14 protein-coding genes are annotated in these 20,007 nt (G+C 72.8%); 6 read left to right on the top strand and 8 right to left on the bottom strand.

Translation table 11 applies throughout. The features are described 5' to 3' along the window. Positions 1-47: 47 nt before the first annotated feature. The 5 genes from ACWCSU_RS45660 to ACWCSU_RS45640 all read right to left on the bottom strand — a co-directional run bounded on the left by ACWCSU_RS45660 (position 48) and on the right by ACWCSU_RS45640 (position 7,905). Positions 48-3,827: a type I polyketide synthase gene (locus tag ACWCSU_RS45660; protein ID WP_449942621.1), complete on the bottom strand. Its 3,780-nt coding sequence runs from the start codon at positions 3,825-3,827 to the stop codon at positions 48-50. A 49-nt stretch (positions 3,828-3,876) separates the two neighbouring features. Beyond that, the gene (locus ACWCSU_RS45655) at positions 3,877-4,920 is read right to left on the bottom strand and encodes a ketoacyl-ACP synthase III family protein (protein ID WP_357697182.1); all 1,044 of its coding nucleotides are present in this window, start codon (positions 4,918-4,920) and stop codon (positions 3,877-3,879) included. Between the two features lie 19 nt (positions 4,921-4,939). Further along, positions 4,940-5,191, bottom strand: a complete 252-nt coding sequence (locus ACWCSU_RS45650) for an acyl carrier protein (protein WP_357697180.1) — start codon at positions 5,189-5,191, stop codon at positions 4,940-4,942. Continuing rightward, positions 5,188-6,198, bottom strand: a complete 1,011-nt coding sequence (locus ACWCSU_RS45645; RefSeq protein WP_449942620.1) for a ketoacyl-ACP synthase III family protein — start codon at positions 6,196-6,198, stop codon at positions 5,188-5,190. Before ACWCSU_RS45645 ends, ACWCSU_RS45650 begins: the two co-directional genes overlap by 4 nt. 387 nt (positions 6,199-6,585) lie before the next feature. Beyond that, positions 6,586-7,905 (bottom strand): cellulose binding domain-containing protein, encoded by a 1,320-nt coding sequence (locus tag ACWCSU_RS45640; RefSeq protein WP_357697176.1) that lies wholly within the window; start codon positions 7,903-7,905, stop codon positions 6,586-6,588. A gap of 481 nt (positions 7,906-8,386) precedes the next feature. Between ACWCSU_RS45640 and ACWCSU_RS45635 the strand changes: the two genes are divergently transcribed. The 3 genes from ACWCSU_RS45635 to ACWCSU_RS45625 all read left to right on the top strand — a co-directional run bounded on the left by ACWCSU_RS45635 (position 8,387) and on the right by ACWCSU_RS45625 (position 10,609). Then, a complete protein-coding gene (locus tag ACWCSU_RS45635) occupies positions 8,387-8,605 on the top strand; it encodes a hypothetical protein (protein WP_357697174.1) in 219 nt (72 codons plus the stop codon). A 187-nt stretch (positions 8,606-8,792) separates the two neighbouring features. After that, on the top strand, positions 8,793-9,293 hold the full coding sequence (locus ACWCSU_RS45630; protein WP_357697172.1) for a SigE family RNA polymerase sigma factor: 501 nt from the start codon (positions 8,793-8,795) through the stop codon (positions 9,291-9,293). After that, positions 9,290-10,609, top strand: a complete 1,320-nt coding sequence (locus ACWCSU_RS45625; protein WP_449942619.1) for a TolB family protein — start codon at positions 9,290-9,292, stop codon at positions 10,607-10,609. Before ACWCSU_RS45630 ends, ACWCSU_RS45625 begins: the two co-directional genes overlap by 4 nt. Here the strand turns inward: ACWCSU_RS45625 and ACWCSU_RS45620 are convergent. Then, a complete protein-coding gene (locus tag ACWCSU_RS45620) occupies positions 10,602-11,384 on the bottom strand; it encodes a hypothetical protein (RefSeq protein ID WP_357697168.1) in 783 nt (260 codons plus the stop codon). The genes ACWCSU_RS45625 and ACWCSU_RS45620 overlap by 8 nt on opposite strands. Beyond that, positions 11,381-11,734 carry a hypothetical protein gene (locus ACWCSU_RS45615; RefSeq protein ID WP_357697167.1) on the bottom strand — a complete coding sequence of 118 codons (354 nt, stop codon included), beginning with the start codon at positions 11,732-11,734 and terminating at the stop codon, positions 11,381-11,383. The genes ACWCSU_RS45620 and ACWCSU_RS45615 overlap by 4 nt, the downstream gene beginning before the upstream one ends. Before the next feature lie 68 nt (positions 11,735-11,802). Here ACWCSU_RS45615 and ACWCSU_RS45610 point away from each other — a divergent pair, with 68 nt between their 5' ends. The 3 genes from ACWCSU_RS45610 to ACWCSU_RS45600 all read left to right on the top strand — a co-directional run bounded on the left by ACWCSU_RS45610 (position 11,803) and on the right by ACWCSU_RS45600 (position 18,801). Then, positions 11,803-16,371 carry a CHAT domain-containing protein gene (locus ACWCSU_RS45610; RefSeq protein ID WP_449942618.1) on the top strand — a complete coding sequence of 1,523 codons (4,569 nt, stop codon included), beginning with the start codon at positions 11,803-11,805 and terminating at the stop codon, positions 16,369-16,371. A gap of 370 nt (positions 16,372-16,741) precedes the next feature. Further along, entirely contained in the window at positions 16,742-18,232 is a 1,491-nt protein-coding gene (locus ACWCSU_RS45605) for an alpha/beta fold hydrolase (protein ID WP_449942617.1), read from the top strand. 143 nt (positions 18,233-18,375) lie between these two features. Next, the gene (locus tag ACWCSU_RS45600; protein WP_449942616.1) at positions 18,376-18,801 is read left to right on the top strand and encodes a nuclear transport factor 2 family protein; all 426 of its coding nucleotides are present in this window, start codon (positions 18,376-18,378) and stop codon (positions 18,799-18,801) included. A 78-nt stretch (positions 18,802-18,879) separates the two neighbouring features. On the opposite strand, the gene ACWCSU_RS45595 is transcribed toward ACWCSU_RS45600, so the two are convergent. Then, on the bottom strand, positions 18,880-19,782 hold the full coding sequence (locus ACWCSU_RS45595) for an aldo/keto reductase (protein WP_449942615.1): 903 nt from the start codon (positions 19,780-19,782) through the stop codon (positions 18,880-18,882). Positions 19,783-20,007: the final 225 nt, after the last annotated feature.

Raw genomic sequence — 20,007 nt, 5'->3', positions numbered from 1 at the left:
GGGGGCGCGGTGGGCCGGGCGGTCCGAGGGCCGCCCGGCCCACCGGTTCAGCCTCCGACCACCGGCAGGCTCTCGGGTACGGGCTCCGTCGCCGGAGCCGGTTCGAGGGTCGCGAGAAGCGTCACCAGGTGCTCCGCGATCGCGGAGATGGTGGGCTGCTGCCACAGCAGCGTCGCGGGGAGACGGCAGCCGAAGCGCTTCTCCAGACGCCGCCGGACCATGACGGTCATCACCGAGTCCAGCCCCTGCTCGACCAGGGGACGACGGATCGCCAGGTCCTCGGCGGACAGCCGCATCACGGCCGCGATCTCCGCGCGGACCTCGGGCAGGACGCGGTCGCGCAGGACCTCCGGCGCCAGGCCGGCGAACGACTCCCCGGCCCCCCGGAGATCCTCCTCGGCCGGGACGGGCGCGTCGATCACCGGGTAGCGCAGCCCCCTGAGGTGCCCCACCACCCGGCCGTCCACGTCGGCCAGCAGCGCCCGGACGGTGTCCTCGGCGGCCGGGTCCATCTCCGCGTCGATGACCACCGTCGAGGGCGGCGGGCCGGTCAGCACCACCTCGTCGATGTGCACGACCATGCGCAGCACCGGATCGCCGGGGAACACGCAGGGCGCCACGGACATCGCGGCGTCCAGCGCGGCGGCCCAGCTCTCCGTCTCGCCGGTGTGGACCGTGGCCCGCAGCGCGCCGTGCGCGGCCAGCAGCGTCCCGATCGTCCAGTCGAAGCCCGTCGAGGGCACGCCGACGGCGGCCAGCCGCTGCTGTACGAACCCGGGGTCGATCGGGGCGAGCGCGCCGGCGTCCGGCAGTACGTCGGGCTTGACCTGGCCGGGGGCGGCCACGTCCGCGGTGACGTGCACCAGCCAGGCCGGTTCGGGCTCGTCGGGGTCGGCCGGCGTGCGGGCCGCGAGCCGTACCGCCGGGGGTTCGTGCACGACCTGGATCTGCCGGCGTTCCGCGGTCATCAGCGGATGCGTCATCTCCACGTCGGTGAGCGTGACGTCCTCGTCCTCGACCGCGTGCAGGAACGTGTTGACCAGCACGGCGGCGGGCACGATCTCGACGCCGTTGAGGGTGTGGCTGCCCGGGTAGGGCCGGTTGGCGTCCTCCAGGCTGGTCCGCCACACGCGGGTCCGGCTGCCCGCGAGGCCGGTCCCGGCGCCGAGCAGGGTGTGGGAGTGCACGTCGTGCCCTCGGTTGTCGTCGTCGCCGGAGGCCTCGCGCCAGTGGCGGCGGTGCTGCCAGGCGTACGGCGGCAGGTCGGCCAGGCCGCCGTCCGGTTGCAGCCGGTGCCAGTCCACCTCGACGCCGTGACAGTGCGCCGTGCCCACCGCGACGAGGAAGGCCGTCTGCTCCGGCTGGTTCCGGCGCAGCGAGATGCCGACGTACACGTCCTCGAAGCCGTTCTCCGAGAGCGTCTCGGTGACGGAGTGCGCGACCACGGGGTGCGGGGAGATCTCCAGGAAGACGCGGTGGCCGTCCTGGGCGGCGGCCGTCGTCGCGGCGGTCAGCCGGACGGGCTCCCTGAGGTTCGCCGCCCAGTACGCGCCGTCCAGGACGGGTGTCGCCCGGGGGTCGGCCAGCGCGGTCGTGTACATGGGGATGCGGGGCGCGCCGAACGACAGGTCGGCGGTGGCGGCGGCCAGTTCGACGGCCAGCGGGTCCATGTGCGGGCTGTGGAAGGCGACGTCCGAGGCCACCCGACGCACCACGATGCCCTCGGCCGGCCACTCGTTCACCACCTCCTCGACCGCGGCGACGTCGCCGGACAGCACGGTGGAGCCGGGCGCCGACGAGATCGCGGCCACCAGGTCGGCCCGGCCGGCCAGCCGCTCGGCCGCCTCCTCGAAGGACAGGTCGACCATCACCATGGCGCCCTTGCCCTCGGCCTGCCGCAGCAGCCGGGAGCGACGGCAGATCAGGCGGGCGCCGTCGGCGACGCTCATCGCGCCGGCCGTCACCGCCGCCGCGATCTCGCCCACGGAGTGGCCGATGACGGCCTTGGGCGCGACCCCGTACGCGTTCCAGAGCCTGGCCAGGCCCAGCTGCATCACGAAGATCATGGTCTGCACGCGGTCGATCGTGTCGAGGTCGCCGTCGGCCAGGACCTGCCGGGGCGAGAAGCCGATCTCCGCGGCGAAGATCGGCTCCACCTCGTCCACGACGGACGCGAACTCCGGCACGGCCAGCAGTTCCCGTCCCATCCCGCGCCACTGGCAGCCCTGCCCGGAGAAGACCCAGACCGGCCCGGGGCCGAGGTCGGGCAGCACGTCCCCGGTGAGGACCGCCTCGGCCGGCGCGTCGTCGGCGAGCCGGCGCAGGTGGGCCGCCAGTTCGTCCTGGTCCGTCCCGATCACGACGGCGCGACGGGCCAGGTGGGTGCGCCGGAGCGCCAGCGTGTGCCCGGCCGACGCCAGGTCGGGCCCGTCGCCGAGGTGGTCGGCGAGCCTGCCCGCGTACTGCCGCAGAGCCTGCTCCGAGGCGGCCGACAGCGGGAACAGCCGCTCCGACCGGGCGGGCGCACCCTCGGCCTTGGGAGCGGGCGGGGCCTGCTCAAGCAGGATGTGCGCGACCGTGCCGCCGTACCCGAAGCTGGAGACGCCCGCCCGGCGGGGGTGGTCACGCTCCGGCCAGGCCGATCGTTCGGTCACCACGCGCAGGCCCGAGGTTTCCCACGCGACGGCCGGGTTCAGGGTGTCCAGCACGCTCGGCGGGATCTCGCCGCGGTGGAGGGCGAGCACCGCCTTGATGACGCCGGCGATGCCGGCGGCGCCTTCGAGATGGCCGATGTTGGACTTGACCGAGCCGATGAGACACGGGTCGCCGGGCGGCCGCCCGGCGCCGTACACCGCGGAGAGCGCGCCCGCCTCCAGCGGGTCGCCCAGCCGGGTACCGGTGCCGTGCGCCTCGACGTAGTCGACGGTGGACGGCGCGACACCCGCCTGCTTGCAGGCCCGGGCCATCACGTGTTCCTGGGCCTCCCCGCACGGCGCCATGATGCCGTTGGTGTGCCCGTCCTGGTTCACGGCGCTGCCGGCGACGAGCGCGAGGATCCGGTCACCGTCGCGCTGCGCGTCCGACAGCCGCTTGAGCACGACCACGCCGCAGCCCTCGCCGCGGCCGTAGCCGTCGGCCGAGGCGTCGAACGACTTGGACCGCCCGTCGGGGGCCAGCGCTCCGGCGGTGCCGAGCGTGAGGGTCTGGCCGGGGGTGACCAGCAGGTTGACGCCGCCGGCCAGGGCGACGTCACTCTCCCCGAGCCGCAGGCTCTGCGCGGCCAGGTGCAGCGCGACCAGCGACGCCGAGCAGGCGGTGTCGATCGCCATGCTGGGGCCGCGCAGGTCGAGGGAGTAGGAGATGCGGTTGGCGACGGCGCAGGTGGCGGCGCCGATCCCGGTCCACGCCTCGATCTGGGGCAGGTCCTCCAGCAGCCGGCCGCCGTAGTCGGCCGTGCAGACGCCGACGAACACCCCGGCGTCGGTCCCGGCCAGCTCGTGCGGCGGCAGGCCTGCATGCTCAAGGGCCTCCCACGCGGTCTCCATCAGGATGCGCTGCTGCGGGTCCATCAGCTCGGCCTCGCGGGGCGACAGGCCGAAGAACTCCGCGTCGAAGCCCTCGATGTCGCTCAGGAAGCTGCCGTGCCGTACGGCGTCGCGCAGCGCGGCGGCGTGTTCGGGGCTGCGGGTCTCGTAGCGGCGCCAGCGTTCGGCGGGCAGCGGCCGGGTCGTGTTCCGTCCGGCGCAGAGCAGGTCCCAGAACTCGTCCGGCGAGTGGACGTCGCCGGGAAGACGGCATCCGATCCCGACCACCGCGACTGGTTCCACCCGGGCTCCGCGCGGAGTGTCGACCATCTGTGTTCGTTTCCCTTCGATGTCAGATCCACTGGGGAGTGTCGATGATGTTGATCACGGCGCCGGAGACGGTCACTCCCGGCCCGGTGCCGAGCATCAGCAGGTGGTCGCCCGGGCCCAGCTGCCCGGTCGTGAGCAGGTGGTCGAGGGAGAGGACCTGGTCGCTGGCCCCGCAGTGGCCGATGGTGCGGCCGTAGTGCCAGGTCGAGCGGGACATGGGCAGGTCGAGCAGGGCCATGCACCGCTGTTCGACGATCTCCTCGGAGTAGTTCATGAACGCCACGCGGGTGAGGTCGCGGGCCTCGATCCCGCTCTCGTCCAGCACGCGCTCGACGATCTCCATGAGCGCCCGCTGGATGTTGAACAGCGCGGCGGTGGCCTCGCCCTTGGGCATGACCTGCTGCCGGAACTGCTCGTTGCGGGCCGCGAAGCTCATCCGGCGCCCGACCGTGACCCCCGGGGGGAACAGGGGCTCGCTGCCCCGGTGCAGTTCCTCGGCCTCGGCCACCGTCGTCGTGCACACCGACTTCAGGCGCGCGAAGCCGCCGTCCTTGGAGAGCACGAGCGCGCTGCCGGCGTCCCCGCCGATGTATCCGGGGCCCATCCGCCACCGGTCCATCAGCGGAGTGCCGTAGTTGTCGGCGGCGACCAGCAGGGCCGCCTGCCGGCCGGGGGCGGCGTCCAGGTGGCCGGCCGCGAGCTCCAGGGCGATGAACATGCCGTTGCAGCCCTGCCGGATCTCGGTGGCCAGGACGTCCCCGCCGACGAGGTGACGTTGCAGGTAGGAGTGCGGGGGCCAGCCGTCCGGTCCCTGGTGCCAGGTCGAGGCGTACAGCAGGAGGTCCAGGTCGGCGGGGGCCCGGCCGCTGCGCTTGATCGCGCTGCGCGCCGCGTGCAGGGCCATCTCCGGCGCCGGCACGTCCCCGGCCACCACCGTCCCCGCCAGGTTGTGCAGCTCGGCCTCTTCGGCCGGGTACCAGCCCTTGGCGACGGCCTTCTCGACGCTGACGGCGGTCCGGGGAAGGTAGGCTCCCACGCCGCTGATGTACGTGTCCGCGTACCGCATGACTTCGTCCTCGTCCCGGTTATGCGGATCGGAGTTCTCTGACCATCGTCACGATGGTCGCGACGTCCCTGAAGTTCTCGGGGTCGAGCCTGGCCGCGCTGATCGTGACGCCGAGGTCCTTGCGGAGGAAGTTCAGCAGGCGCGCCGTGCGCAGGGAGTCCAGGAGACCGGACACGAGGAGCGGGGTCGTCTCGTCGACCTTGACGTCGTCGCCGTCCAGGACGAGGTGCTCCTGAATGAAGTCGACCAGCCTCTGCGTGATGTCGCTCATGCGCGCGCTCCTCGCGTGACGGGAGAGGTGGACAGGATCCTGAACGCGGCCGCGGCGACCGACGTCCCGGAGCCGAACCCGACCATGAGCAGGTGGTCGCCGGCGACGAGCCCGCCGGTCGCGAGCAGGTGCTCGAAGGCGATGAACTGGTCCACCGCGCCGCAGTGGCCGACGCGCCGCCCGTAGTCCCAGGTCGTCTGGTCCTCATCGATGCCCAGCCAGGACATCTGCCCGTCCAGGTCCTCGCGGCGGCCGTGCGGGAAGGCCACCTTCGTGATGTCGGAGAGCCCGATCCCGGCCTCCTCCAGGGTCTGCTCGACCTGCTGCATCATCGTCTTCTGGATCGTCAGGTGGATCCCGGTCCCCTGCGCCTTGAGCAGCCGCTGGCGGAACTCCTCGTGCCGGTCGCCGAAGCTCAGCCCGATGCCGACGGTGGCGTCCGGGGGGAACAGGGGGTAGGCGCCGTCGTTGACCGCGTCGGCCTCCGGGATCACCGTCACGTTCACCGACAGGAGCTCGGCCATGCCGTAGTCCTTGCCGAGCACCATCGCCGCCGCGGCGTCGCCGATCAGCGCCCCGGGGGTCATCCGCCAGCGGTCCACCAGCGGTGTGCCGTGATTGTCGGAGGAGACGACCACGGCCGTGTCCCGGCCCGCGTCGGCCTGGAGGTAGCTCGCCGCCAGTTCGAGCGAGCTGATCATCCCTACGCAGCCGCTCCGGATCTCGTGCGCCGGCACGCCTCCGCCGAGCAGGTGCATCTGCAGGTAGTGCTGAGGCTGCCAGCCGTTCGGTCCCTGGTGCCAGACCGACGGGTAGAGCAGCAGGTCCAGATCGCGCGGGGACGACTCGCCCCAGCGGTCGTACGCGTCCAGGACCGCGAGCCGCGCCATCTCCGGCGCCGGCATGTCCCCGGCCACCGCCGCGCCGATCTGCCGGAATTCCTCGGCCTCCGCGGCCGGGTACCAGCCCTCGCGAACCGCCTGCTCGACGCTCACGCTGTCAGGCACATAAACGCCTAAGCTCCTGACAAACATGTTGGATGTACGCACACGTCCCCTTACTCATCGACGAATCCCGGACAACGGCCTCCAGCAGGGGAAGGCGGCTTATCCGATTCAATTCGGCTCCGGGAATCACACGGCCACGGCCGGATAGGAAAACAACTGAAATGGGCCGGCGGGCCGTCCGGGGTAAGGATAGGGGCGGCCCGTCGGATAAAGCAATGACTTGGTCCGCGACCTTCCGTGACCGCGGATCGACGGAACGTGGCGCATTCAGGAAATGCGCATTTCCGCTTCACTCCATGGATTCTCGAATGCAATTCCGGAATCCGCGCCCTCAGGAGAGGGCGCGCCGGGCCGTCGTCAATCGGCTCCGCCCCGGCGCGCGTCGTCTCAGGGCACCCGCGTGCAGGGGATGTCGTTGAGTTTGAACTGGGCGGGAATGGCGTTCGTCCCGGTGACGGTCGCCGAGAAGCCGAGGCTCTGACTGGAGCCGGGGCCGATGTAGGTGTTGCTGCCGTCGTCGCGGGCGGTCACCTGCGTGCCGGTCTGGGTCGTCGTGGAGTTCCAGGCGTACGTGATCTGCTGGTTGCCCGCCCAGGTCCAGTTCAGGGTCCAGCCGCTGATGGGGGTCGTGCCGGTGTTCTTGACGACCACGGTGCCGTTGAAGGCGCCGTTCCAGACCTCGGTGAGGTAGGTGACCTCGCAGGAGGTGCCCATCTTGAGCCCGCCGCGCAGGAAGGTCGCGAAGTTGGCCCAGGTGGGGTTCAGCGTGCCGGTGCCGACGGTCTCGGTGCAGTTCTTGGTGGTGGAGACGGTCTGCGAGCCGAAATGAGCGGGGTCCATGATCTGGGGGACCATGTGGTCCGCGCCGGGCACCGAGATGAACGTGGCGTCACCGCACTGGGCCTTGATCCTGTTGTAGAGCAGCACGCTCTGCCCGTGCGGCACCAGGAAGTCGGCCTGGCCGTGCATGAACATCAACGGCGGGTCGTTGCTGTCGACGTACGTCATCGGATTGGCCTGGGCCACGGTGGCCGGGCAGGTCTGGATCGGGCAGCCGACCAGGAGGGACTCCGGGGAGGCGGGCGAGTCGTGGTCGAGCCCGCCGGTCGGCAGGTTCTGGGAGTTCATCTGCAGGAAGTTGGTCGGGCTGAAGAACGCGACCCCCACCTGCACCGCGCTGGAGACGCCGGTCGTGCCGACGGTGCCCTCAAGCGCCGACACGCCGCCGGACAGGGTGGCCATCTCCGTCAGCCAGCCGCCCGAGGAGTCGCCCATGATCGCGAAGCGGTTGGGGTCGAGCTGGTACGTGGCGGCGTTCGCGCGCAGCCAGCGGATGGCCGCCTTGATGTCGTGGACCTGGGCCGGGAAGATCCCTTGGGAGCTGGACCGGACGCTGACGCCGGCCACGGCGAAGCCCAGCGGGTTGTAGATCGCCGCGATGGCGTCCGCGCCGGCCTTGCCGTCGTCGCTGCTCCACGCCGAGCCGGTGTGCCAGATCAGCAGCGGCCGGGGGGTGAGGCCGGCGGACGGCAGGTAGAGGTCCAGAAGGTGCCCCTTGCTGCCGGCCGGTTGTGCGGGCGCGTACGCGATGTTGGTGATCGTCTGCGCGGCTTGAGCCGGCGGCGCGAAGGCCGCCGGCACACCGACGGCGGCCAGCACGGTCATCATCAGGCCGACGAGCCAGGCCGTGCGGATGCGAGCTTGCATGGTGCGACTCCGGTTGGTCGGATGGTCGCCGCTTCCCGGTGGCCGTGCGCGTCTCGTCCGGGGCAGCCGTGATCAGCACGCCGACGGTGGTGCCTGCGAGAACAACGTCGTGCTCAAGTGTCGCGGCTCACATCGATATGGGCGGGGAGACGATATGACACGTCCGCGACGATGGTCAAAGTTTTCTTGGTTTCGTTTCCCTTCAAACGAAAAAGCGGCATAAATCGTACTTTAGGGGCGTAAGGCGCGGAGACGGCCCCAGAGCATCCATGCCGCGCCCAGGCGGTCCGATACGCACCGACGAGGCCTTTCACGGCCGTCCGGCGCCGCAATTGACAGCAGCCCCAACTCTGTGCGTCGTTCCATGGCAACGCCGATGAAAGTTTCATGGCCGCCCTCGGCCGATTCCGTCGGGACAATCCCTCCGGCGCGGTGGGTGATAATGTCCTGCGTCATGATCTCCCCAGCCGCAGGAGGACGAATGCGAAAGGCACGCGCTGTTCTCGTCTCAGCCGTCATGGCCCTTGGAGTGACGCTGACGATCGGGGCCGCCCCGGCGCACGCCGACAGACTGGCCGGCGTCTTCAGGGAGCACGCGGAGTGCGAGCGGACCGGAACCTACGGCGTCACCCAGGAATGGTGGGACGACTATTCATGCCAGTGGGAGGACCGGTACCTGTACTACTTCCTCTACGCCTGATCCCGTGAGACGCACGCGCCCCCGGCCCTGAGGGTCGGACCGGGGGCGCGTGCGTCATCGGCATGTCCGGGGGGCTTTCCCGCGCCCTCCGTCGACGCCTCCGGGACCCCGAGGAAAACTCCCGCCCGGCGATGCAACATCTTGATCCCTTCGGCCGTCTGGGATGTGACTACCGAAGGGACTGCACGTGGATGACGAACCCGGCTTCGACGACTTCGTGGCGGAGCAGACGGACGCGCTGCTCCGCTACGGGTACGTCCTGACCGGAAACCCTCATGACGCGGCCGACCTGGTCCAGGAGGCTCTGGTACGGCTGTGCGGCGCCTGGCCGAGGGTGAGACGCAAGGACAGCCCGCACAGCTACGTCCGGACCACGATGGCGCGGCTGCACATCAGCGTCTGGCGGCGGCACAGGCGTGAGCAGCTCATCGGAGAGCCGCCGGAGCGGGGGCACCACGATCTCCTCCCTCCCGACGAGGACCAGGGCCTCTGGGAAGAGCTGGCCGGGCTGCCCCGCAGACAGCGCGCCGTGCTGGTGTTGCGCTACTACGAACAGCTCGCCGACAGCGAGATCGCCAAAGTGCTCGGCATCTCCCCCGGAACCGTGCGCAGCCAGGCCTTCCGCGGCCTGGACAAGCTGCGTTCCGCCCTCTCCCCCGCGCCGGCGTCCCACAGGAGCATGCGATGACCGATCTGGAAGACAAGCTGAACCGCGTCCTGTCCGGGGCGGCGCAGCGTGCCCCGCAGGCGCCGGCCGGGCTGCTCGCGACGGTCAAGACGCGCCATCGCCGACGGAGGGCGCGATCCGCCGCCATGCACGCGGCCGCGGCCGTGGTCCTGGTGGCGGGCGGGGTGGGCGTGGCGGTGAGCGCCATGGGCGCGTCGGCCGAGCCGGCGCCCGCAGTCGGCGCGGTCGGCGCGACCGGCACGGCCAGCCGGCCCGCGGACCGGATTCCGCCGCCCGTCGAGAAGGTGTGGCCGCAGGCGGTGCACAAGATCCCGGTCAGATTGCCCGACGGGCGCGCGTACTACCCGCAGTTGCTCCTCGACGATCGGACGCTGCTGGTCATGACGGGCGTCAGCGACGGGAGGCGTCAGTTCCTGTGGGCCTTCGACCTGGGCACCGGCCGGGCCAGGCGGATCGCCGAGATCCCCCCGACGAAGGGATCGGCGATCTTCGCCGACGGCGTCGCCGCGGGTGGCGGCGACATCGTCTGGTGGGCGTCCTACAAGGAGGCGGGCGGCCCGCGGGTCGCCCGGATCTGGACGGTCCCCGCCACCGGCGGCCGGCCCCGGCCGGTGACCGACGTCCCTCTCGGAGACGTCATGAAGCAGGGGCACATCAACGGGCTGGCGGTGACGGGCTCGGACGTGGTCTTCGCCTACGAGAAGGGCGGGGTCTACCGGGTGCCCCTGAGCGGGGGCTCGCCACAGCGGGTGGAGGGCACCGAGGGGTACCACGTCCTGCGATGGCCGTGGGTGGGCCGCCACCGGGGGAAGGCGGTCTTCCGCGACCTGCTCAACGTCGAGACCGGTGAGCGGCGCGACGCCGTCGTCAAGGCCGACGAGGAGGTCAGGTGCGGCGTCGAGCGGTGCGCGGGCGTGGCCGTGCGCTACGAGACCGTCAAGGTCGAACGCCCCCGCGACCGCTCCGGCAAGGAGATCAGGTGCGGTGCTCGCCGGTGCCCGGACACGACGCGGGTGCAGACGATCCTGCGCAGGTTCGTCCGCGACCGGGACGGCTCCCACGAGCGTGAGCTGCCGCGCAACTTCCAGCAGGGCGACGACGCGCCCCTGGAGCGCTTCTTCAAGGTCGACCTGATGGCACCGGGGAACCAGTCCGTCCTGACGCTGTACGACGCCGACACCGGCACCTCCGCCGACCTCGGCGTGCGGCCGGACGCGCAAGGAGGCATGGCCTACCCCGACGGCGGCCTCGACCGGCTGATGACCTACCCGATCAAGAACGAGATGTACGTCCTGGACCTGGCCGCGATCAAGTAGTGGCACGCCCCGGGCGGCGGCGGGCCGGGAGGTCGGGGCCGCCCTTGTTCAGCCGGGCGTTGATCTGGCCGGCCTCCACCTCCGTGATCACGCCGTGCGGCAGCTCCACGCCCAGCGCCGTGGCCAGTTCGCGCTGGCGGACGTCCACCAGGCTCTCCACCAGGGTCGCGTACGCGTGGGCGTGGCGTCGCGCCGCCGACCGGCCGGCGGTCAGCAGGCCGGCCGCCACCACCGCCCCCGGCCACCACAGGCAGCCCAGGAGCGCGTACAGCAGCCCCCAACCGGCGGTGAGCGCGGCGGTGTCGAGTGCCGCGCGGGCCTCCCGTACGGGCACCCGCTGGTGGTCCTCCAGCAGCGCCCACAACCGGGGCCACACCAGGGACACCCGCAGTCCGTGGTACTCCGCCCGCACCCGCTCCTCCAGCAGCGCGAGCCGCCGCCCCGGCCAGGTGAGCCTGCGCCCGCGCCGTTCCAGCAGCCACAACCGCTCCACCGCCCCGACCGCGAGCCGGGCCAGCCCCGCGGCCGCGACGGCGGCCGCCACGGCGAGCACGCCCACGGTCACCAGCGCCACCGGGTCGACGCCGATCCGGGTCAGGCCGTCGCGGGTGCGGCGGACGAGCAGGCCCAGGTCCAGCGCGTGGGCGTGGCCGAGGGTGATCGCGCACCAGGAGGCCGCCGCGAAGCACAGGCCGAGCGGCCAGGCCGGGGACAGCCAGCGTTCGGTGGCCTTCTTGCCCACCTCGGTGAGCAGCCCGTCGAGCACGGCGGTCACGACTCCGTGAAGCGCATGGGCCGGCGGCGCAGGTCGCAGACGGGGGGCCGGTTCCTGGCGTCGCGGCCGGCCCGGCGGCCGCACCAGCCGTCGGGGCAGACGTACACGCCGTGCAGCTCGGGCCCGGCGGCGCCGAACAGCAGGTACGGCTGGAGGTCACCGCGCACCTCCTCGTCGGCGTCGTCCGCCGGGGCGGGATCGAGCAGGGCCAGCACGTCGAGGGCGGTGCCGCCCTCGTCGAGCACGGTCAGCGCATCGGCCAGGGCCGCCGTCCAGCCGCCGGCGGCGGCCTCCTGGCGCAGGGAGGGAAGTTCGGCGCACAGGAACGCCCGCGCCTCGTCCTCGGTCATGCCCCACATCGTCCACGACGACGGGCGTCCCCGGTATCCCTTGACGGCCCCGCCCGCTCTGGGAGGACATGGACTCCGACGCGGCCGAGCTGCTGGCCCGCTACGAGCGCGAGGACGACCGCGATGCCCTCGACCGGGCCGTCGATCTGTACGCCGGTGAAGGCGGCGCGGCGTACGCCAGGGCGCTGCTCATGCGCCACTCCCGCACCGGCGCGCGGGAGGACCTGGACCGGGCCGTCGCCGTGTGCGGGGCGGCGCTGGAGAACCCCTCCGCGGTCCCCCGGGAACGCCTCAAGGAGCTGGTCGTCGCGGCCGACGCGCTGGTCGCGACCTGGGACGTCACCGGCGCCCCGGCTGACGTGGACGCCGCGATCGCCTGGTACCGCCAGGCGGTGGAGCTCGAACCCGGCTCGGCCGTGGCGCTGTCGAAGCTGGGGCTGGCCGTCGCCAGACGCCGTCTGATGGGCGGAGGAGGGCCCGGGGACCTGGCCGAGGCGCTGGAGCTGTGCCGCCGGGCCGTCACCCTGGGCCGCCCGGACGGCGACACCGACCTGGACCGGGCGGCCGATCTGAGCAGGCTGTCCCTGGCGATGAGCGGGCGGGCGACGGAGGCCGACGACCCCGCGCTCGCCGAGGCGGCGGTGGAGACGATGGACAACGCGCTCGCGCAGCTCCCGGCGACCGGCCCGCAGCGCTGGGGGTACGAGATCGGGCGGTTGACGGTCATCGGCAACCGGTACGCCCTGCTGGAACGCCCCGAGGACCTCGACACGCTGCTCACCGGCCTGCCCGCCCTGGCCGGCACGCTGCCCGAGGATCTGCCCGGCCGCCGTATCGTCCTGCTCCAACACGGTCTGATGCTGTACGCCCGGTTCAGCCGTACCAAGCTGCCCGGCCACCGGGACGACGCGATCAGCGTCCTGCTCCGGACGCTCGGCGACCCGCGGCCGGGCCTGTCGGCGATCGAGGGGCTCGCCGACCGGGTTCTCCGCAACCTGCTGTGGAACCGCATCGCCCGGGGGCCGCGGCTGGAGGACGTCGACGAGCTCATCGCCCGCGTCCGCGCCCTCCTCCAGGACCGGCCGGGCGACCAGGAGCTGCGCGAGGAGCTGCACTCGGCGGCCACCGCCCGTTTCTCGGTCACCGGCGACCAGGCCGACCTGCCGACGGGCGAGGACCTGCGGGACGAGGTGAGCCGGACCGAGGCCAGGGTGATGCGGGCCATCGCCGCGGGCCGGGAGGAGCTGGACGCGGCCATCGCCCAGGCCGACCGGGTCCTGGCCGCGCCCGGCCACGACGAGGACCGGCTCCTCCCGCTGCGCTTCACCCTCACCGGAGCCCTGTACGCCCGTTACGCGGTCCGCGGCGACCGCGACGACCTCGACCGCGCCACCGACATCCTCACCGACCAGCTCGGAAACGACGGCCCGATCACCGGCCACGTGCACGTGCAGCTCGCCCTCACCCGGTGCGCCCTCCACGACGTGACCGGCGAACCGGCCGTCCTCGACGAGGCCCTGGCGCACGTCGCCGACGCCGGCCGGCTCATCCCGCCCGGCCACTCCGACCGCAGGCTCGTCGAGCACGTCCGCGGCATGGCCTTCACCCGCCTCCACCGGCGGGACGGCGACCCGGCCCACCTGGACACGGCCGCCGACGCCTACCGGGCGGCGCTCGCCACCATGCCCGCGAACCACCCCCACCGCGCCCTGTTCGAGTCGGAGCTCAGCCTGGTCCTGCAGGAGCGCGCCGCGCAGTCGGGCGGCGTCGGTGCCGGCGTCGATGCCGCCCTCGACCTGGCCCGCCGGGCCGGGCGCGCGGCCCTGCCCGGCGAGCAGCGCTTCACCGCGTACTTCGCGCTCGGCCAGGCCCTGTCCCAGCGCTTCCGGCTGACCGGCGACACCCGCGCGGTCGGCGAGGCGATCACCGCCTTCCGGCGCGCCCTGCCGGAGTTGCCGGACGGCCACCCGAACCGGGCCTTCGTCCTGAGCGGGCTGTCGCACGCGCTGGCGGCGCACGCCGAGTGGACCGGGTCCCCGGCCGCCCTGGACGAGGCGATCGCGGCGGGGCAGGAGACGCTGCGGCTGCCGGTGCGCGGAGCCGTGCGGGTGAACGCCGTGCTCGGCCTGGCCGAGGCGCTGCGGCTGCGCGGCCAGCGCACCGGCGGGCGGGCCGACGTCGAGGCCGCCGTCACGACCGTCACCGCGGCGCTCGCCGACCTCCCCGAAGGCCATCCGCAACGGCCGGCCTGCCAGGTGCAGCTCGCCGTCGCGCTGTCGCAGCGCTACACGATGAGCGGCGACGTCGGCGACCTCGACCGGTGCGTCGACGTCGCCCGCTCCGCGCTGGGCGCGCTGCCGCCGCACTCCCCGCTGCGAGGGCCCGCGCTCCACGCGCTCAGCGGCGGCCTGTGGAAGCGCGCCGACCACCGCGGCGACCTGGAGGACCTCGACGAGGCGGTCGAGACGATCGAGCAGGCCCTGGCCGCTCCCACCGGCGACCACCGGCATCGGGCGCCGATGCTCTACCACAAGGCGGGCGTGCTGCGCCGCCGCGCCGACGCGCGCGGACGGCCCGACGACCTCGACGCCGCGATCGAGGCCGGCCGCGAGGCCCTGGAGGCGCTCCCGCCGGGCCACTCCTACCGGCCGGTCCTCACGAAGGGCCTGTCGCTGCTGTACGTCAGCCGCTACGACGACGACAACCCCGGCGACCTGGAGGAGATCGTCCGCCTGGGGCGCGTGGGGCTCGCCGCCACGCCCGAGGACGACCCGTCGTGGGCCAGCCAGCAGCACGTGGTGGGCCACGGCAGCCTGCTGCGCTTCTGGCGTACGGACCGGATGCGCGACCTGCGCGCCGCGATCCGCCACCTTGAGCTGTCCGTGGCCGCCACCGCACCCGACGACCCCCTCCTGGCCGCCCGCGCCGCCCAGCTCGGCCTGGCCGTGAACATCAGGTACGAACGCCGCCACCGCCGTCGCGACCGCGACCGCGCCATGGCCGCGCTCAGGCTCTCGGCCGGCGTCACCTCGGGCGACGTCCTGTCCCGCCTGGCGAACACCCGCATCTACGCCGGCTACAACCTGCACCACGACCGCCCGGCCGAGGCGCTGGAGCAGTACCGGGTGTGCGTGCAGGAGCTGCTGCCGCTCGCGGCCTGGCGCGGCCTCGACCGCGGCTCCCAGGAGAACCAGCTCAGGCAGGCGACCGGGCTCGCCACGGAGGCGGCCGCCGCCGCGCTGGTGGCCGACTCGCCGAGGTCCGCCGTCCAGCTGCTCGAACAGGGCCGCAGCGTGTTGTGGGCCCAGCTCCTGCAAACCAGGAGCGACCGCAGCGAGCTGCGTGCCCGCCATCCCGGGCCGGCCGCCGAGTTCGACGAGGTGAGCGCCGTCCTGGACAGGCCGCCGGCCGGCGAGCCGCTCCAGCCGGACGAGCTGGGCTCGGCCGGACGTCCCGCCCGGCGGGCCGAGGCCGACCTGCGGCGCGAGGCCACGGCCCGTTTCGCCGAGCTGTGCGATCAGATCAGGCAGTTGCCCGGTTTCGCGTCGTTCCTGCGGCCCCCCGACTTCGCGGCCCTGAGCGCGGCGGCCGACCGCGGGCCGGTCGTCATGGTCAACGTGGACCGGCGGCGCTGCGACGCGTTGCTCCTCACCTCCGGCGGGCTGCGCGTGCTGCCGCTGCCGCGGCTGAGCCACCAGGAGGCCGCCGGGCGGGCCGAGGGGTTGCGCCGCACGCTCGGCGCGGCGCACGGCGGCAGGGCGGCGCGCATCTCCGCGAACCAGACCGTGCTGGCCACCCTCGAATGGCTGTGGGAGGCCGTCACCCGCCCGGTGCTCCACGAGCTCGGCCTGCTCGCGGCCCCGGGCGGCGACCCGCCCAGGCTGTGGTGGTGCCCGACCGGCCCGCTGGCGGCCCTGCCGCTGCACGCCGCCGGACGCCACCGTGACGGCGGGCCCTGGGTGGGCGACCACGTCGTGTCCTCCTACACGCCCACCCTCCAGGCCCTGCTGCGGGCCAGGTCCACACCGGCGGCGCCGCCGTCCGCGCCGGTGCTGGTGGCCGCGCTGGCCGCGACCGCGCGCCCCGGCGGGGGGTACGCGGACCTGCCGCAGGTCCCCGCGGAGGTGCGTGCCGTCCGCGACGCCCTGGGACCGCGGGCCGTCGTGTTCGAGGGTCCGGCCGCCACCCGCCGCGCCGTCCTGGACGCCATCCCGGCCTACCCGTGGGTCCACTTCGCCTGCCACGGCGACCAGGACGACGCCGAACCGTCCGCCAGCCGCCTCGTGCTGCACGACGCCGACCTGACCGTGCTCGACCTGACCGGCGTCGGCGTGGACGGCGGCGACCTCGCCTTCCTGTCGGCCTGCGAGACCGCTCAGGGCGACACCGCGCTCACCGACGAGGCCATCCACCTGGCGGCGGCGTTCCAGCTCGCCGGCTACCGCAACGTGATCGGCACCCTCTGGTCGATGTACGACGCCTCGGCCGCCGAGGTGGCCGCGGACGTGTACGCCGTCCTCGCCGCGGGCGCGGCCGATCCCGCGATGGCGCTGCACCGGGCCGTCACCCGGCTGCGCGGGACACCCCGTTTCGGCAGCCCGCTGTTCTGGGCACCCTACGTCCACCTCGGCGTGTGATCGCGGGCGGCTCGACGGCGTCGAAAACGCGTCTGGCCACGGCCGTCGAGGCCGACGGGAAAGGCAGGGCGTACGGGGTTCGCCCGGAGCCCGGCCACTATGGCGGCGCTCACATTTGTCCAAGTTCTGGCGTAATGTCCACCGGCGCGGCCTTCGCCTGTTAGATTCCGTACTGATGATCAAGGAAAGGCGCGACGGCGGCCCCGCCATGGGCCGCTGAGGCGTGAAGGGGTGCTTCACGGTCCGGGGACCTTCGACGGGGGTCTGATCCTGTCCCCGCGCGGCCGTCCGGTACGGCGAGCCCAGGACCCGATCGTGTGCCGTGCGAGCAGCCCTGCCGATCAACGTGCCGATCGACGATAGGAGCAATGTGCTGAGAAGAACTCCCCTGCTCGCCACCGCCCTCATGATGGTGACGACGCTGTTAACCGTCCCGATGGCGGGGACGGCCGGCGCGGTGGTGACCGGGCAGGACGTCACGGATGCCGTCGGCAAGCGCGGCATCACCTGGGGGCCGTGCGAGGAGGAACCAACCGTCGAGTGCGGCACGCTGGCCGTGCCCATCGACTGGTCCAGGCCCGACGGCCCCACCGTCGACCTGGCCCTGGCCCGCCGCAAGGCCACCGACCCGGCCGCCCGGATCGGTTCCCTGCTGAGCAACCCCGGCGGGCCCGGCAACTCCGGCGTGAACGACATCCTTCGCCCCTCCGGCTTCAGCCAGGAGATCCAGCGACGGTTCGACATCGTCGGCTACGACCCCCGCGGCGTCGCCCGCAGCGGCTCGGTGACCTGCTCGGCCTCGGTGTACAACCAGATGCCGAACCCGGTCATGACCAGCCAGGCCGACTACCTCAAGTGGGTCGCCTACGACGCGAGGCTTCGCGCCGACTGCCGCAAGCTCACCGGCCCGCTGTACGACCGCCTCGACTCGGCCAACGTGGCCCGCGACATGGACGCCATCCGTGCCGCGCTCGGCGACGACAAGCTGACCTCCTACGGCGTCTCCTACGGCACGCTCGCCCAGCAGATGTACGCCGAGCTGTTCCCCGGCCGCATCCGCGCCATGGTGCTGGACAGCAACATGGACCACAGCCTGGACGTCAAGGCGTTCCAGGTCACCGAGGCGGCCGCCGTCCAGGACAGCTTCCAGGAGTTCATCGCCTGGTGCGAACGCGACAGCGAGTGCGTCCTGAACGGTCGCGACATCCGGGCGCTGTGGAAGGGCCTGCTGGAGAAGGCGGACCGGGGCGAGCTGCTGTGGCCGGGCGACGGCCGTCCGGTGAGCGCGCACAACCTGATGTGGCTGGGCGTCGTGCTCAACGAGGCGCCCTCCTGGCGGCAGGAGGCCGCGGTGCTGCGCGCGCTGGACGGCGGCCCGGTGCCGGACGACATGCCCGGCCCTCCCGGCAACTGGCCCGTGAACGGCCAGTACGCCGAGCTGCCCACAGCGATCCTGTGCCAGGACTGGAACCTGTCCCTGCGGGGCTACGACCAGTACGCCGAGGTGATGCGCGCCTCCAACGCGGTCGCCCCGGACATGCGGTACAACCCGATGCCGATGGGCGACATGCCGATCTGCCAGGGCCACCCGGTCAACAACCCCCAGCACCCGCTGCGGTACCGGGGCACCACGCAGCTGCTGGTGGCCAACACCAGGCACGACCCGGAGACGCCGTACGAGTGGTCGGCCAACGTGGCCCGGCAGCTCGGCTCCAAGGCCACCCTGCTCACCTACGAGGGCTGGGGCCACGGCGTCTATGGCATGACCGAGTGCACCACGGTCGCCATGGACAACTACCTGATCTCGCCGACCGTACCCGTCAAGGGCAACCGCTGCCCGGCGGAAGAGCCCCAGGGCTAGGCGGAACAGCAGTGTGAAGGTGCCGGGCCGATCCGATTCGGCCCGGCACCCAGGCATCCTTGACGAACTGCCGATGGGGTGACGTGCGCACCACGATCCCGTATGGTGTACGGTACGTCGTACGTTACGAGTGGAGGGGCAGCATGCACCAGCCGAGCGCCGAGGAACTGAAGAGCGTCGAGAACTGGTTCGCCGACTACGACGCACGCGCCGAGCAGGGCGAGATCGAGAAGTTGGCCGACCTGGCGGTCTTCCCCATGAACGTGGCCACCGACGTGCCGGACGGCCACGCCAGCGTCCGCCAATGGACCCGGGACGAGTACGTCGAGGCGATGAAGGAGTCGATGGGGGGCGGCACCGCCGGGCTCGGCCTGCGCTCGACGCGCACCCCGCGCTTCCTCAGCCCCAACCTGGTCGTCGTGGAGACCGAGGCGACGATGACGATCAAGGGTCAGGAGCACCACATGCACTACGCCGACCTGCTGGTGCGCACCGAGGAAGGCTGGGCGTTCCAGACCATGGTCCAGGGCGGCTGGGGCCACGGCTGGCCGTCCGCCAAGCGCGGCTGACCTCGCCGCCCCGGCCGGGACATGCCCGGGTGAGGAGCCGGCAGGCAGGCGGCCGGCTCGTCACCGTCCGAACGCCCCCTACGCCGGGCCGAGGCGGTCGAGTACGGCGGCGTGCACGTCCGGGGGGAGGGGGCCCTTGCGGGCGGCGGTGATGTTGGCCCGCAGGTGTTCCGGGCGGGCCGAGCCGACGATCACCGAGTGCAGGTCCGGATGCCCGAGGATGAACCGGAGCAGGATCTCGGTCACCGGTGCGCCGTCCGCCACTTCGTCCAGGCGGGCGGCGGCGAGCCGGGCGTGACGCTCGGCCAACGGCCGGCGCACCGGCTCGGGCACGGCCGCGGGCGGCGGCGCGAGCGAGCGGGCCACCGAGCCGCGGGCCACCGTCCCGGCCCCTGTCGCCGCGGCGGCCCCGACCAGCCGCTCATGGGAACGGTCGAGTGCCGAGTACGGCAGCAGGAACACGTCGAACGCCCCCGTCGCGATGTGGTCGGGAAGGTGGGGCAACTCCCCCGACATGCCGGTGAAGCGGATCTTGCCCTCGTCCTGGAGCGCCCGCATCTCGGCGACGGTGTCCTCGGCCTCCATCACGGCGACGCTCGGGCTGAGGTGCACCATCAGGATGTCGAGATGGTCGGTGCGCATCCGGCGCAGGCTCCGCTCGACCCCCGCGCGGACGTTCGCCCTCGTGTAGACGTGCGCCGGGTCGCCGCCCGGAGGCGGGCAACCGCACTTGCTCGCCAGGACGAACTCGTCGCGGCGATGCGCGATCCAGCGGCCGATGTGCTCCTCGGCGTCGCCGTAGTCGGGTGAGGTGTCGATGAGGTCGACCCCGGAGTCGAGGGCCTCGTTCAGCACGGTACGGGCGGCGTCGTCGGTCACCTGCGGGCCCCAGGCGCCGGGGCCGCGCAGTTCCATGGCTCCGTAGCCGAGGCGGCTCACGCGCAGGCCGGTGCGGCCGAGGATCGTGGTCGGGAGGGTCACGTCGCCGTCCTCAAGATCGATGGGTGGTGGTGCGCATGCCAAGCCTTTCCGCGGGCGCGTAGAGGCCGGGCCTCCGCGCCGCGCGGGTGGTCGGAAGGGTCAGAAGTCCATGTCGCCGCCGCCGGGCATACCGGCCGGAGCAGCAGGGGTCTTCTCGGGCTTCTCCGCGATGACGGCCTCGGTGGTCAGGAAGAGCGCCGCGATGGAGGCGGCGTTCTGCAGCGC

Source organism: Nonomuraea sp. NPDC001699, assembly GCF_053596455.1.
This window is presented reverse-complemented; position numbering and strand designations above follow the sequence as displayed.

Bases quoted from the DNA above. Each gene is read 5' to 3' on its own strand.
- ACWCSU_RS45655 (WP_357697182.1), bottom strand. From the start codon at position 4,920: ATGCGGTACGCGGACACGTACATCAGCGGCGTGGGAGCCTACCTTCCC.
- ACWCSU_RS45650 (WP_357697180.1), bottom strand. From the start codon at position 5,191: ATGAGCGACATCACGCAGAGGCTGGTCGACTTCATTCAGGAGCACCTC.
- ACWCSU_RS45640 (WP_357697176.1), bottom strand. From the start codon at position 7,905: ATGCAAGCTCGCATCCGCACGGCCTGGCTCGTCGGCCTGATGATGACC.
- ACWCSU_RS45635 (WP_357697174.1), top strand. From the start codon at position 8,387: ATGCGAAAGGCACGCGCTGTTCTCGTCTCAGCCGTCATGGCCCTTGGA.
- ACWCSU_RS45625 (WP_449942619.1), top strand. From the start codon at position 9,290: ATGACCGATCTGGAAGACAAGCTGAACCGCGTCCTGTCCGGGGCGGCG.
- ACWCSU_RS45615 (WP_357697167.1), bottom strand. From the start codon at position 11,734: ATGACCGAGGACGAGGCGCGGGCGTTCCTGTGCGCCGAACTTCCCTCC.
- ACWCSU_RS45610 (WP_449942618.1), top strand. From the start codon at position 11,803: ATGGACTCCGACGCGGCCGAGCTGCTGGCCCGCTACGAGCGCGAGGAC.
- ACWCSU_RS45600 (WP_449942616.1), top strand. From the start codon at position 18,376: ATGCACCAGCCGAGCGCCGAGGAACTGAAGAGCGTCGAGAACTGGTTC.